Here is a 13,371-nt window from a genome sequence, read left to right as displayed (position 1 = left end):
GGTGACGCAGTGGGCGGGTGACGAGAATTTCGTCGCGGCTCAACATCACTGCCGACCGCTGGCGACGTCGTCGGCGGCGGCGGACGTCCAGCATCGGAAATACTGGCGACAGCCCCGTCGCCTGATATCGCGGGTGCCCGCCGCGTCGCGTAAAGCCCGTTGGGGCATAGCGTTTGACCCAGCGGGCGCATGGATCAGGCTGCCAGCCGAGCCTTCGCCCCATGAATCAGGTAGCTGTCAGGATCGTTGATGTCGCGGACGAACGGACACGTCCTGCAAGACGGAGGCGGGTTCGGAGAGTTCACCGACCAGCGCAGCTCTTGGTAGCGCGGGCCGTTCCAGATTTCCTCCATCGTGTTCTCATGCAGGTTGCCCATCTTCAAGCCCGGGACACAGCAGGCAAGCACGTCACCGTTGCCCAGCACACCGGCCCCGCGCCAAGGTATGGAACAATGGCGTCGTTCACCGACCTCCTCCGCCCCGAACGGCTCCGGCAGGAAAAAATGGTTGATCCCGAGGTCCTTCGCGAGCGCAATCCAGTCCGAACGTACCGCGTTGAAGCGCTCGCGTTCGTGCCAAAGTGACTCCGTCTCCATTTCCGGCGTGAACGCCATCAGGTGCCGGACGTAGACGATCTCCACACCCACTGATTGGGCGAGTCGGAGGAAGTCGGGGAACTCATCAATGTTGCTGCGCATCAACACGTAGCTGATGGCGATGCGGTGTGTGCCGCCGACCCGCCCCCGCGCTTCGACCGTGGAACGGACGTTCTCAATCACATCAGCCAACGGTGGGGCGCCCTTGCGCACGCGTCGGAACGTCTCGTCGGTCGCGGCATCCAGGGAGATGCTCAGGTGGTCGAGCTTCGAACGCGACAGACGCTCGCTGGCCTCCGGAGTGAGATGGGTGCCGTTGGTGTCGATGACGAACGGCACATCGAGGCCGATCAGAAAATCGAGTTCGCCGCCGTGGCGCGCGTCCGCCCAGAGGATGTCGCCGCTGTAGTCGCACGCGAGTTCCTTGAGGTGCCCGGCAGTGGCCCAGGACCGGATCTGGTCCCGGATCGTCTCTGGCAAGCGCTGGACCGTCTTGCGCGTATCGCGCGAGATGCAGTGGACGCAGTTGAGATTGCACTGCGTGACCGGGCTCCACATCAGGTGCGTCGGGACCGGTGTGTCGGCCATCAGCGGTATGTAGGTGGCGCTGGCGCGCAGGCCGTACTCAAGCTGATCGAATTGTCTACAATACAGCGCGACATGGCCACCAATGCGCTCAGCCCCACTCGACAACCATGCCGTGGTGGCGGCACCGGGCCGAGAACCAACAGCCTCAATGGTCAAGTTGAGCAGATCGCCAGAGCGAACGACTGGCTTGGGCAGGTGGAGCGTGACCGACATGTTGTCGGCGATCTCGTCTGCTGCGAGCGTCAGATCGACAAGGGGTTCCCTGTGTTGGTTTTTTAGGGCGTGATAGTAGCTGCGTTGGCGTGATCCGAACACGCTCGTCCACGAGCGCAGGCGGGGCTTGAGATCGTGTGGCTCGCGAGAGAGGCGCAGCCTCACCTCTCCCTCGGGCCTGCGTCCCCAGGTAGCCAGCGTCACCGTCACGGCAGACAGGAAGTCCGCCTCGGCGCGGAAAAGTTGAGTCAGGATGAGGCCCGGCACCAATTCGTCGGCGGGTCGCTCAGTGCTTGTCATCTCTGCGCGCCTCGCTGAATTAATTGCCTGCTGCGTGATCGGCATGTGGTCTTCACACACGCAGGCTGAGGGCTACTCCCCTGCCGCGCGAAGCTTCCGCCTATCATAGGCAGGAATATGGCTTACAAGTTGTAAAAACGGATCACAGGTTTCGGGGACGCTTTTTCGTCTGCATCCCTGCGTTGATCACGGGCTGACGAGTTCCGTGCCGTCCCTCATAGGCGGTACGCGGCGCGACCGGAGCTTCAAGATGCGCATTGTCCCAGCCGGAGTTGCCTGACTGACGAGGAATGGTCGCTTCGGGGAAGAGGCGACCAAGGTCATAGTGCCTGCCACGGGTTGGAAGCGGGATGGCTGCTCTGGGTGGTTTCCCGCTGGTCTGCTTTCGGGCGGCAAGGCTTCGAAGCGGGCATCGTGGCGCGCATAGTGACCTTCATAGTAATACGCGTTAAGTGACCACGGTGCGCTTCTTTGTTCTCAAGGTTGAAGCGCCTAGAGACGGAAGCTCAGGCAGAGAGGTTGATAGTGAAGCTTTGGTTGGCGGCGCTTTCATATCTCACTCTCACCGTGTTGATTTTCGGCGATCCATTGCAACCGATCGGTCTTGCGACGAGGTGGGCTGACCGGCTCGGTATTCCTTTCTGGCGAGTGATCGCCGTTATCTCCGTAGTGGCCTCCACCTTGGTCGTCATGAAGTTCCCCAGGAACATGATCCCGACTGTCTTTCGGCCGACGGCATTCGTTGTCCTTGGCATTCTTGTGCCGACCATAATTGTTGGGCTAATTGCAGATAGTATTAGGCATCGTGCTGTCCTCGCGTTTGAAGCGGACGAGGTTGATGAGCACTCATTCTTCGTATCTATCCGCAAAGCCCCGCAAGATTTTCAGAATTTTCTACATACCGCGGCGCTCAAGGGCTGCAATCCATACGCCTGGAGTTATCGAAATCTCGAATTTTATGCGTTGCCGACGAGTGCGGCAGTCAATGTTTTGCCGCGCACATGGAGAGAACGATGTGAAATCCGGATTGAGAAACTTTCTAAGTAGATCTGGTATTTTCCTTGAATTGTATTTGAGAGCCGAAGGATAGTCCTTTCATAGGCACGTGCCGGTGTAGCTGCTCATCACCAAGGTGAGTTTATCATTCTCCGAACGCCAATAAATCGCCCAGGTAAGCTTGCAAGGAAATCCCGGCTGCACAAAGTTTGCCGAATACATTTCAGATTTGTCAGGCTTTTCCCTGAATGGTCCATGCTTCTTAAAACCATCCGCCTGGAGTCGCTGTACTAACACTGTCGCTGATGAGCCAACCGGGAAATTCTCGTTTACACGAGCCTTAAAAATTTCGTTGGCCTTCTGGAACTCGGCAGGCAATCCCTGTGCGAGAGTTGGCAAGAACACGTGCTCAGGACGCTTAAGCCAGAAGCAGGTACCGAGAACTGCAATCAGCCCGATGGCCGATGCACCAAGTGAGCGAACGAGAGTGCGTCTTCTCATAGTGGTATCATGAGGCGCTCAAGTTCAGGTTTCCAGTCTGACACGCAGTTCCCGGGCGGCGGACGAACAGCCGCTTTTGAGAATGGCCAAGGGTGGTCTGAGCGTCTGGATGGGGTCGCAAGCAGCCGTCCGCTCCTTTGGCGCACCCGTTCCATAAGCTGATTTTACGCGTGCGACAGCCGCTGCCTCTGTCCATATCAGGGTCTGCCGCCGACGGTCATTCGGGAGGGCAACAGAAGGCAGGCGAGGACGCCACCTGCCGCTGCCGCAGCTGCAGCTCCGAAGGGCCGGACGAAAGCGCTGACATGGAGGGGTACGGGGGTTAGAGCTCCAAGCGTGGCGACACCGAGCGCAAAGCCTGCCTGTCGCGCAACGACGGTTAGGGCGGATGCCATGCCACTGACCTCCGGCGGCGCAAGCGCAATGACGGCTCCGGAGAGCTGCGGATGGGATAGCGCAGCCCCCATCCCGATCAACGCCATTCCGACAAAGGCACCCACGTAGCCGACAGAGACAGCAAGCAACAGGATCGTCACGCCGACCATGGACCGGCTGGCAAAGACGATCGGGTCGAGCATCGGCCTCACCTGTCGGCGCTGCCGAGCAGCGAACCACGCGATCAGTCCGGCACTCACTGCAAGCCCGATGGCTAGACGGATCGGCGCGTGCCGGGCCTGCAGGATCGCCTCGATGGCGAGCCCCAGCGCCAGGGTTAGGATCGCAATCCCGGGCCAGTCCAGCCGCTTGTCGGTATCGTCGCGCATCTCGGCCACGAGGCGCGGCGCCATGAGTGTGATCAGAGCGCAAAATGGCAAGTTGGCGAGGAAGATCCACCGCCAGCCCAGACTGGCGCCGATGATGCCGCCGAGGGTCGGTCCCATCGCCATGGCGATCCCCGAGGCGACACCGACGATACCGAAGGCACGTGCCCGGGCCTCTGGGGCCGGAAACGCCGTCGCGATCGAGGCGAAGCCACCAGTCACGAGAAAGGCTGCAGCGGCACCCTGTGCCGCTCGAGCGGCCAGAAACAGCGGGCTGTTCCAGGCGAGGCTGCAGGCGAGGGATGCCATGAGGAACCCGGCGTTGCCGAGGAGAAGCGCGCGTCGCCGGCCCAACCGATCAGCCAGAGCGCCCGCGATGAGCAGAGTCACGGTGAAGGCGATGCTATAGGCGTCGATGATCCACGCCCAGCTGGCCACATGGATGCCGAGAGTGGTGCCGATCGACGGCAGGACGACCACGACTGACGTCACATCGAAGTTCGTCAGAGCAGCAGCGAGGCCAATCGTGGCTGCGGTCAAGCGGCTCCGGTTGGTCCAGGTGTCGTGTTCGGCGGTGTGCTGCATCGCAGCGGGATGAGGCATAACCTGTCTCCGCAGCAAATGAGCATTGCTCCGCCTCGCATGAATGCATTTAATGCGATGTGTCGCTCCGCTCGCCCCAGATGCCGCCCTTTGCCGCTTTGCTCGCCTTCGAGGCGGTGTTGCGTCACGGCAGCATGACGCTGGCCGGCGACGAACTTAGGCTGACGCAGAGCGCCATCAGCCACCGCATCCGTGCCCTGGAGGACTACTTCGGCGTTGCGCTGCTTGAACGCCTCAACCCGGGCTTGCGCGTCACCGAGGCGGGTGCGCGGCTAGCCCAGGAACTGGGCCCATTGCTGGGTACATTGGCAGGCATGCGGCGGCGGATCGCGGGGCAGTCCGGACAACGTGTGTTCCGGCTTGGCCTCAGCGGGCCTCTGTTGGCATGGTGGCTGTCGCCGCGCCTGCCTGCTTTGTGCGCTGCCTTCCCGGATCTTTCTGTTGAGGTTGCGACTTGGGACACGGCGGCCGAGGCCGCACGCGCTGAGGTTGATCTTGCGCTGCTCTGGTTGCCGCGGGTCGGCCGGCTCGTGGTCCCCTGTGAGCTGCCGTTTCCGATCGAGAGTGTTTTTCCCGTTGCTGCGCCGGGCCTGCTGGACGCCAAAGGCGCGGACCAAGACTGGCACTCGCTGCCTTTGCTCGCGAAGGGCCGTCGGGGTGAGGAAACCGGGCGGGAGTGGTCCTGGGCGACCTGGCTACGGGGCCGCGTCGGTCATGAAGCGATCCGCTTCCGCGACATCGGCAGCTCGCTGCAGGCAGCGGTGGACGGCAACGGTGTAGCCCTGGCGCGCTCGCCGCTTGCTGCGGATGCGTTACGGCACCGGCGTCTCATAGCGGTGGCGATGCCTGACGAGGTGCATACCTGCTCGAAAATGCAGATTGCGCGCTGGCGCGATCCCCGGGATCAGACTGCCGAGTGCATCAGCGCATGGCTCGTGACATCAGCGGAACAGGCGATCGGTCTCGGTAATCAAGGGCTGGGCGAAACGGCTTAACATAAGGGCTTCTCGAGCCTTCCGACGCCCAGCTTTCCTTCCTGCACGCAAGTCACCGAACTGCTGACGAACGGCCGCATCGAAGAAGCGCCGACGGAGGCCCAAGAGGGACCGAAAGCGGGAGAGCTTGGCATCGATTCCGAACGTCCGGACTTTGGATCTAAAGGTACAGACCCTCTGATTGCAGCTCGCCAAGCAATGCAGATGCCCGCTCGCAGGCTGCCATCTCCTCCCTTTGCTCTTCAAACCCATGTTCAAACATGGGCAGGAGCTTCCGCATGGCTTTATCCATCGCGGATCCCTCCCACAGGATCAAGACCTCGCGGTCCACTAGATCTTTAAGGAAGCACCATAGCATGAGCATCAAGCCAAGGGCGGGACGCTCATGCCAGTCACAGGCTGCCTGCCGCTTGATACGATCGAGACGACGCAAGAGAGCCTGCTTCTTCGTAGGGGTTAGGTCGGCGAAAGGCTCTAGGCAGGCGACCCGTAGATTTTCCCGCAGGTCGGCGACATCGGCGTCAGCCTGCGTTTCAAGGGCCGGACCGGCCGGAACGAAGACGCCCGGTGCGCTAGCAAGGGAGTAGAGGAAGTAGGCGGAGACAGCGAGTTCGATACGCTGACGGTCAGTCAGGATGGGCATCGCGGCACCAGATCGAAGGGAAAGTATGGGGCGGGACCCATTGCTTCATCCAAAAAGGTCGAGCTGGTCCGCTATACCCCGTTTACGTCTGCCAGATACCGCTCGGGTGATTTTAACCGCTGGCAGAACAGGCAGAGCAATTCCCGGTTTTCCGTAGAGCACCGCGCCTACAATGCACACTCCATCGCCACGATGAAACACATTCGCGGTATGTCGACCCTCTCTTAAGATTTCTTGGACGAGCACTTCATCTATGCTCATATCGGTTAGAGCTCTCAGTAGGCAGGAAAGTCCCGCCACATGGACGTCGAAGGACTCGAATTCAGTAGCTCGCTGCCGCCAGATTTGGCGCACAGCGCCTGCGCATGTTTGTGCGAATGGATTTGGCGCCAGATGTGTTCTGGGATTGGCGGCAAAGGAAGCAATCAGGTGTCGGTCTGCGATGTGGGTAGCCGCCAGCAAGGAAGCGGCAAGTTGATTTGGGTGAATGGTCATCTAAATCTGAACTTTAGTCTATAATTGGCTCATTGTATTCGAAGCATGATGCGGGCGCATCAGGTATTAAATTGCTCATCTAATGTATCCGTTCCACATGTATGGCAATACCCCTTAAAATCGTCGTCAGCGGCGCCTATAATCGTCCCTTTACAGGTGGGGCATTTTTTCTGTTCGACTTGAAATGTCCCTTTGCACAGGACGCAAGTGACCGAGCATTTATCTTTATTTAGATACGCAGTGCCAATATCTAGATCATCAAAGCCGGCGTACCGTGTGTCCCCTTCATAAACACAATGGTGACATCGGAATCGTCTTTCTGTTTTTGGATGGCCAATTAAACTCTTAAATTCCCCTTTCGTAAATATTTGAATGCAGAAATTCCACTCTTGGATAACTTCCATATGTGTAGACGCATATTTTCCGTCATAGAACCAAGCATGTCTCGTTTGTGAGGCAAAATCCAGACGATCCGGCAACCATTGCCTATTTGGCCAAATATCTATGTATAGAGATAGTGCAAGTCGAACCATGTCATCAGGGTCTAATTTTACGCCAGCTTCCCCGAGATGAGTTATCCTGTTCCTTAGCGATCTTAGCTTCGTGTATCGCCCAATGAAATCATCTGACAGCGGTTCGTTAGTTAGTGTGTTTACTGCGCCCGGAAGATCCGTTGCATCTAGCGTTCTTAGAACGGAGAAATCTACCATTTTGCTCGTTGTCGACAATTTCATTCCATTATTAAGAAGCAATAGGTATGGACTGATGCCGCAGACTCTCGCTTTTAGCGCCAATTCCATGGACTGTTGTAGCAAAGAGCAGACAGACTGTAGGTCGGCCTGGGTATTATCTACGTAGTCAACCCATTCTATAGAATACATCTCTCTAGCACCAGCGATAGTTTTGGACTCACTGAACATAAGATAGAATTCAGAAAATACGATCAATAAATCATCCCAAGCCCGGTAGTATGTCTTAAGAGCAACATTGTTAAGGCTCTCTTGCGTGGGAAGATTTATTATCATTGCGCTGCCATCTGCATGACAAATCACATTTTTCGCTTAGAAATCAGCAACCCCGGAAACGTGAGCCGCACGTTGCCGTCCGGTGACGATCTCCATTCCCTCTCCAATCGGATCCATGGCCAGTATGTCGCCAAGCCGTTCCGTGTAGCCAAAAACGGTCAGTGCCTTTAGGAGCGTCAGCAGGCTGACACCAGGTCGGCCCTTCTCAAGGGAGACGACGGTAAGCCGCCCGACACCCATACGCTCGGCTAGCTCCTGCTGCGTCAAGTTCCGCCTCAGGCGAGACAGCCGCACCCGCTGCCCCAGGAGCCGGAGGCTTTCGAGCTCCTCCGTGGAGATGATCGCCGCCGTCTTCATGATCGCTATCCCATACCTTGTGGCCCGCAATGTATGGGATAACGATCATTTTTGCGATGGTCTTACGTCGCGTAGATTGACGCCGTGCTGAGCTACCCGTCGTGCTCCTCCATGATGCCAGCTGGATACCCTCTGGCGATCCTTGGGTAGACCTCGTCTCCCTCTGTATGGACCGCGAGAACGGCTTCCGGTCCGAGAGCGCGAACGACCTGTAGGTCGAGGTGCTCCCTGGTGACCTTGCAGCCAAGCGACATCGCGAACGTGCGCGCCACGGCTTTGGCAGCCGAGTACGCCTCCGTACCGGCATCAAGGGGAGTAGCGATCTCTAGCACTCGCGGCCTGCCAATCCTGGCTAGCGAGGCTTGGAGATCGGCATCCTGGACACGCCAGTAGATAGATTCGCCTCCCCAACTGCGCAGAAGCGGGGTGACGTCGCTCCGGGTGACCGGCAGCGGCTGCGACACCGTCCAGAATTTGCCGGTCCGCCCGCCCATCTCGTCGTGATGGAAAGGGCTATCCGAGAACAGCACGTCGGCCAATTCCGGCGTGATCTCCCCCGCGGCCACGAGGCTGTCCAGCCGGTGCCGGATCATCTCAAGGTTCGACAGGTAAATGCCTCGCTGGCGCAACAGCTCGACCTCGGCGTCGGTCATGCGCGTGTAGTGCCATCCACGGACCGACTTGGCCGCCATCAAGGGTGTGAGGACATCCTCGACGAAATGTGTGTAGGCGCGGCCGTGCGGATTTTCCCAGAGGGAGTCCTTATTGTCCGGAGCACAGTACGCTTCGTAATTCGCACGCTCCGTCATGAAGTAGTCCCGGATCATCCCGGCTGCGCGGCGAAGCTCCGCCATCAGCTCGTCATCGAAAGTCTTGTCGTCCCATAGATCGATCGGGGTGCCGGGCATGGACTTATTCTCTCGTGATAGCCTGTGTTGGGTGCAGAGGGCACGTCGAAGAGGTGACCGCTTAGCCCTTGCTCGGACGCGCCAGGATGATAGCGGTCTGGACCATGGTGCGCTTGAACGCAGCCGTTGCCTTCGGATCGGCCAGCGCCCTGCGCGACGGTTCGTGAGCATCGACGGCCGTCGCGAGGTCGAGGACGTGTCCCTCCCCGAACCGGAAATCCGCCGCGGCGGGGTCCATCAGATAGGCGCCGACGGCTGCAGAGAGCTCGGCAGGGGTGATCACCTTCGACTTCAGCAGCGATCCGATGGTGAGTTCGTCGGCCATGGACTGGAGGTAGCCACAACCGACGGCTGCGATCTAGACCCCGACGCGGTAGTCGTGCACCAGTGCTGTGTGAAAAGGATAGCAGAAGGCATTACCTGCTATCACTTCCACACGCGCGCTCAATCGCGCTCCCTCATTTGGTATATGGGTTTCACCAGATAAGGGTGTGCGATGTCACGGTGGTCCTTGCCGGCCTTGACGCCTCCGGTGGGTCGGCCATGATCCGTCCCGGGAGAATTCGAGGCCGTGGGCGATCTCATACGATACGGCGCACTGCCTGATGGTGTGACGCTCCGGTTCAAGATCGGGGCGTTCACGCCTTCGACAATCCCGATGGAGAAGCTCGCCGAGTACATGCGGGATCTCGCGGTCATTCTCGGCAGCCCTGAAAACGTCCATTTCCTGCGCCTCGAGGCAGGCAGCACCGAGATCGTGCACGTTGTCGACAGAGGGGCGTTCTTGGTCAATGTGATGTCGCGCGTCGGCGGGGTCCGGTACGGCGCGGCCCCCGTCGAGGCGATCGCCGCCTACCGGTCGATCAACAAGCGCCTCGCCGAGGATCGGGCAACCGGCGCGTTGATCAACGGCGAGCTCTCGGCCGAGATCCTGAACTTCCCGGGCATGTGGGCAGTCGAGGCAGAGCCGTTTCCACCGGTGACGCAGGCCGGCGCGATCGACGGGGTGGTGATCCGCCTAGGCGGCACGGGAGCTAACGTACCAGTCCACGTCCAGGCCGGCGACACCGTCTACAGCAAGTGCCTCGCGAGCCGCGAGATCGCCAGGGAACTCGGCCACCACCTATTCGGCGGCCCTCTCCGCCTCACCGGCCAGGGGAAATGGACCCGCGACGCAGACGGCGTCTGGAACCTGGACCGCTTCTTGATCGGCGGGTTCGAGCCACTCGACAGCAAACCTCTCAGCCGCGTCGTCTCCGAGCTGCGGTCCCTACGGAGCGGATGGGAGGACGTTGCCGATCCCTGGGACGAGATCATGAAGCTGCGCAACGACGACGAGGGCGAGGACGCACATTGACAGTCGCGTTCGACGCCACCGCGCTGCTGCTGCTCGTCTCTCGAAACGTCGGCGTTCCGACAGACTCGGACGGCCACGTCATCGACTATGCGCGCGAACGCGTAGACGGTCTGATCGAACAGATCGAGGATTCCAAAACCAAGATCCTCGTTCCGACACCGGCACTGAGCGAGGCACTAGTGAGGGTCGGCCCAGGCCTCATGAAGGTCTACACCGACCTGCTGTCGCGATCTTCCTCCTTTAGGGTGGCCGCCTTCGACGAGCGAGCAGCCCTCGAGGTGGCTGTCATGACGAAGCAGGCCATCGACGCCGGCAACAAGCGCGGCGGCGGCGAAGGGCTGTGGTCGAAGATCAAGTACGACAGACAGATCGTAGCAATCGCACGGGTCAACCGCGCCTCGGCTATCCTGTCAGATGATCGGAATGTCCAGAAGTTCGGGCGCATGTTGAACATGAACGTGATCGGCCTAGGCGACCTGCCGATACCAAGCAAGGCGGGACAACTCTCGATGATGGAGCAATTCGAGGCTGTGACAGGCCCACCGCCAACCGCTTGAACGAACACTCCACCGATAACTAATCGTTCAATTTAGAAATTGAAAGGGTCAATCAAGATGTGTGCTGTTGGCTACTTCTGAGCGAAATCGCCCGATGTCGATGCCTGGAGAAATATTCCATCTATCTGCAATTTCATCCAGGCCACGAGGATATGGTCGTGAGCGGTTCCATGGGATCAATGCGATAGTGCTTTGATCTAAGACGGGCTCCAGTGCTCGAATCCGGTCTACAAAACCAGACAGAGCATCTGCGTCTCGTGGCTCCAGCAGAAACAATGCGACCTCGGCAAGGTAACCGAGTCGACGTAGTTCATCCGAATTGTAGAGCTTCGAATCGGGAAGCTCTCCTGCAACAAGTTTGCTAAGCAGCTCGTTAATTTCCCTTTCAGACTTGCGCCAAGTCTGCATGTCGAACAGACTTCAAAGACCAATGGAAGACTGCTGACGCCGCATCATTCGGCGATCTACAGCCTCTTCATTTCGGAGCCGGACAAGTTGTTCGCTTAATCCATGCCTCTGGATGGCTCCCGAGAGCGTCCCTGTTGAGACCGAGAACAACTCAGCGGTCGGCTTCCAGCCCTTCCCCTCTGCAAGCATGCGAACGGCTTCGATCGTCCGATCGCGAGTCATTTTCTCCGAGCGACCGATACGAGTCCCTCGCTGCCGAGCGGCCTTCATCCCGGCAACCGTCCGCTCGATGATGACCTCGCGTTCCAGCTCGGCGATCCCGGAGAGGATCGTGTAGACGAGGCGGCCCATTGAACCGCCAGTCTCGATGCCCTCGGTCAGGGAGCGTATGGCAACGCCTCGCCCCTTCAGGTCCTCTGCTGTCGAGATCAACTGCCGGGTGTTCCGGCCGAGGCGATCAAGCCGCCAGACGACCAGAGTGTCGCCCTTCTCGACCGCGGCGATCGCCGCGTGCATGCCTGGCCGTGCCTCCTTGGCACCGGAGTAGATGTCCCGAAATATGAGCTCGTCAGGCACTCCCGCGTTCCGGAGCGCATCGAGCTGCAGGTCGAGGTTCTGGTCCCGGGTCGAAACGCGGGCGTAACCGACTTGCTTCGCCATCGATCCCTGATTCCCCGGCCGCCCCTTAACTAGGGGTAGGAAAACGGCGGCTTCAAGCCCCGTTTGGGCCTCCCAGTTTCCGAGTACCCTTTCCGAACTCCCAAGTGCCTGATCCCATTGGCGCCGGGAAGTCACAAAATTGCAACTCGGAAAGGGGGTCCGTTTTCCGAGTTGACCGCATCTATGCACCTCACGCAGGCGCCGGGCCGCCTCCGCTGTGTGCGGCCATATATATAATGTGTCCGCTCAATCAGCCGCACGTCCAGGCTTTGCGAGAGATCTGAGCGCTCGGTAGCAACCAGGAGCAAAAGGTCGTCCAACTGACGCTTGGCCGGGAGTGGTGTCCGCCCCTTCTAACAAGGACGCATCGCAGCCGGAGGCAGGGTCCTGCAGACCGCGCACTGCAAGCGTTGTCCCGGCGCCGTTGCTCGATCGCCTTCCCCGAGTTGGCACGCCGTTCTGTTCAACCGCTTGGCCATCCACAATAAGCGCTTCGAGTTGATCAGGATCCGAGATGCCCCCCGTAGAACTTCGCGACACCCTCAAGATCAAGCTTCGTGGGCGCAGACCCCATCCCAGCGCGTCCGGTCACAACAACACCTTCTTTCAAGTAGAAAACTGGTTCTTCCGGGTCGATAACAAACCTTTTGTCTGAAACAAATTGCTTATAGTGCATGATCGATGAGACGTCGTATTCTGTCTGATGTACTATTCTTGACGACTTAGCAAATTGATCATTTCCAAACTTTGTTAGGTTTTCGATATTTACTACGATGTAATTGTTCCTATCCGATCTGGATTGCTCATGTTCAAGACCTATTGCATGACCCAGTTCATGCGCCAAGGTTGGAATGTCACCCCACGAAACTAATTCGCACGTATGCGGGCCAACCATGCCAAACCCAACCGTAGTAAGGTTTCTTTCTTTTGATGCTATTATTTGAAGATACGCATAGTCGTTCGCAGCTTTATCCGGAAATTTGATACCAGCTGGCGCCCATAAATCAGCCGCACGCCGAATTTGCGCTTGTCTATCCTCACTTATACCATCAAATGATATCGGTATCCGCCCTTTTGGCCACTGGCGGCCGCCAGTGGCGGCCATCTTGCTGCCCTTGTAGTGAAACAACATGTCGTCAATTTCGACAACAGGGCGACCAAATCGGTCTTTAGTTACAACCTGATTAGAAAGGCCTTCAAAGTGCGGGTCTTCTCCAGAAATCGATGCACTCATTGCAGGGACCCTCTCGCATACACTATATTTATGCCGAGTTCCCGCGACAATCACAACTTGAAATTGGGCCTTGATGCGAATTATTCGCCAGAGCTCCAGGCTTGGGCGGACAAGCATCTGCCCAATTGTGCAAGTTTGGACTGCGTGTCTTGGACAGCCGCCTCGTAGGCATCT

At 58.6% G+C, this 13,371-nt stretch carries 14 protein-coding genes; 4 read left to right on the top strand and 10 right to left on the bottom strand.

What is annotated here, in order from left to right; genetic code table 11:
• Positions 1 to 194 precede the first annotated feature (194 nt).
• Positions 195 to 1,742 (bottom strand): SPASM domain-containing protein, encoded by a 1,548-nt coding sequence (locus MCBMB27_RS28980; protein WP_083683963.1) that lies wholly within the window; start codon positions 1,740 to 1,742, stop codon positions 195 to 197.
• A 480-nt stretch (positions 1,743 to 2,222) separates the two neighbouring features.
• Here MCBMB27_RS28980 and MCBMB27_RS29945 point away from each other — a divergent pair, with 480 nt between their 5' ends.
• Complete coding sequence (locus MCBMB27_RS29945; protein ID WP_139231682.1) at positions 2,223 to 2,744, top strand: hypothetical protein; 522 nt, start codon at positions 2,223 to 2,225, stop codon at positions 2,742 to 2,744.
• Between the two features lie 48 nt (positions 2,745 to 2,792).
• Here the strand turns inward: MCBMB27_RS29945 and MCBMB27_RS29940 are convergent, their stop codons facing one another.
• Together MCBMB27_RS29940 and MCBMB27_RS28110 are read right to left on the bottom strand one after the other, a co-directional pair.
• Positions 2,793 to 3,194 carry a hypothetical protein gene (locus MCBMB27_RS29940; protein ID WP_139231683.1) on the bottom strand — a complete coding sequence of 134 codons (402 nt, stop codon included), beginning with the start codon at positions 3,192 to 3,194 and terminating at the stop codon, positions 2,793 to 2,795.
• 197 nt (positions 3,195 to 3,391) lie between these two features.
• Positions 3,392 to 4,558, bottom strand: a complete 1,167-nt coding sequence (locus tag MCBMB27_RS28110; RefSeq protein WP_083683961.1) for an MFS transporter — start codon at positions 4,556 to 4,558, stop codon at positions 3,392 to 3,394.
• An 80-nt stretch (positions 4,559 to 4,638) separates the two neighbouring features.
• Between MCBMB27_RS28110 and MCBMB27_RS28105 the strand changes: the two genes are divergently transcribed.
• A complete protein-coding gene (locus MCBMB27_RS28105) occupies positions 4,639 to 5,553 on the top strand; it encodes a LysR family transcriptional regulator (protein ID WP_075382192.1) in 915 nt (304 codons plus the stop codon).
• A gap of 160 nt (positions 5,554 to 5,713) precedes the next feature.
• Here MCBMB27_RS28105 and MCBMB27_RS28100 read toward each other — a convergent pair whose 3' ends face one another.
• From MCBMB27_RS28100 to MCBMB27_RS28080, 4 genes are all read right to left on the bottom strand, one after another.
• Entirely contained in the window at positions 5,714 to 6,196 is a 483-nt protein-coding gene (locus MCBMB27_RS28100; RefSeq protein WP_075382191.1) for a hypothetical protein, read from the bottom strand.
• Positions 6,197 to 7,752: 1,556 nt separating this feature from the next.
• Complete coding sequence (locus MCBMB27_RS28090) at positions 7,753 to 8,073, bottom strand: helix-turn-helix transcriptional regulator (RefSeq protein ID WP_075382189.1); 321 nt, start codon at positions 8,071 to 8,073, stop codon at positions 7,753 to 7,755.
• A 92-nt stretch (positions 8,074 to 8,165) separates the two neighbouring features.
• The gene (locus tag MCBMB27_RS28085; RefSeq protein WP_075382188.1) at positions 8,166 to 8,981 is read right to left on the bottom strand and encodes a hypothetical protein; all 816 of its coding nucleotides are present in this window, start codon (positions 8,979 to 8,981) and stop codon (positions 8,166 to 8,168) included.
• A 61-nt stretch (positions 8,982 to 9,042) separates the two neighbouring features.
• Positions 9,043 to 9,306, bottom strand: a complete 264-nt coding sequence (locus MCBMB27_RS28080; RefSeq protein WP_075382187.1) for a hypothetical protein — start codon at positions 9,304 to 9,306, stop codon at positions 9,043 to 9,045.
• A 246-nt stretch (positions 9,307 to 9,552) separates the two neighbouring features.
• On the opposite strand from MCBMB27_RS28080, the gene MCBMB27_RS28075 reads away from it, so the two are divergent.
• Both MCBMB27_RS28075 and MCBMB27_RS28070 read left to right on the top strand, forming a co-directional pair.
• A complete protein-coding gene (locus MCBMB27_RS28075) occupies positions 9,553 to 10,338 on the top strand; it encodes a hypothetical protein (protein WP_139231684.1) in 786 nt (261 codons plus the stop codon).
• A complete protein-coding gene (locus tag MCBMB27_RS28070) occupies positions 10,335 to 10,895 on the top strand; it encodes a hypothetical protein (RefSeq protein ID WP_075382186.1) in 561 nt (186 codons plus the stop codon). Before MCBMB27_RS28075 ends, MCBMB27_RS28070 begins: the two co-directional genes overlap by 4 nt.
• 48 nt (positions 10,896 to 10,943) lie before the next feature.
• On the opposite strand, the gene MCBMB27_RS29935 is transcribed toward MCBMB27_RS28070, so the two are convergent.
• The 3 genes from MCBMB27_RS29935 to MCBMB27_RS28055 all read right to left on the bottom strand — a co-directional run bounded on the left by MCBMB27_RS29935 (position 10,944) and on the right by MCBMB27_RS28055 (position 13,197).
• Positions 10,944 to 11,303 (bottom strand): hypothetical protein, encoded by a 360-nt coding sequence (locus MCBMB27_RS29935; protein ID WP_075382185.1) that lies wholly within the window; start codon positions 11,301 to 11,303, stop codon positions 10,944 to 10,946.
• Between the two features lie 12 nt (positions 11,304 to 11,315).
• On the bottom strand, positions 11,316 to 11,963 hold the full coding sequence (locus MCBMB27_RS28060) for a recombinase family protein (protein ID WP_075382184.1): 648 nt from the start codon (positions 11,961 to 11,963) through the stop codon (positions 11,316 to 11,318).
• A gap of 502 nt (positions 11,964 to 12,465) precedes the next feature.
• Positions 12,466 to 13,197, bottom strand: coding sequence for a M12 family metallopeptidase (locus MCBMB27_RS28055; protein ID WP_159020403.1), 732 nt, complete (start codon positions 13,195 to 13,197; stop codon positions 12,466 to 12,468).
• Positions 13,198 to 13,371: the final 174 nt, after the last annotated feature.

The sequence above is a fragment of the Methylobacterium phyllosphaerae genome (genome assembly GCF_001936175.1).
GTDB lineage: Bacteria > Pseudomonadota > Alphaproteobacteria > Rhizobiales > Beijerinckiaceae > Methylobacterium > Methylobacterium fujisawaense.
The sequence above is the reverse complement of the archived record's forward strand: the minus strand, read 5'-3'. Positions and strand labels throughout refer to the sequence as shown.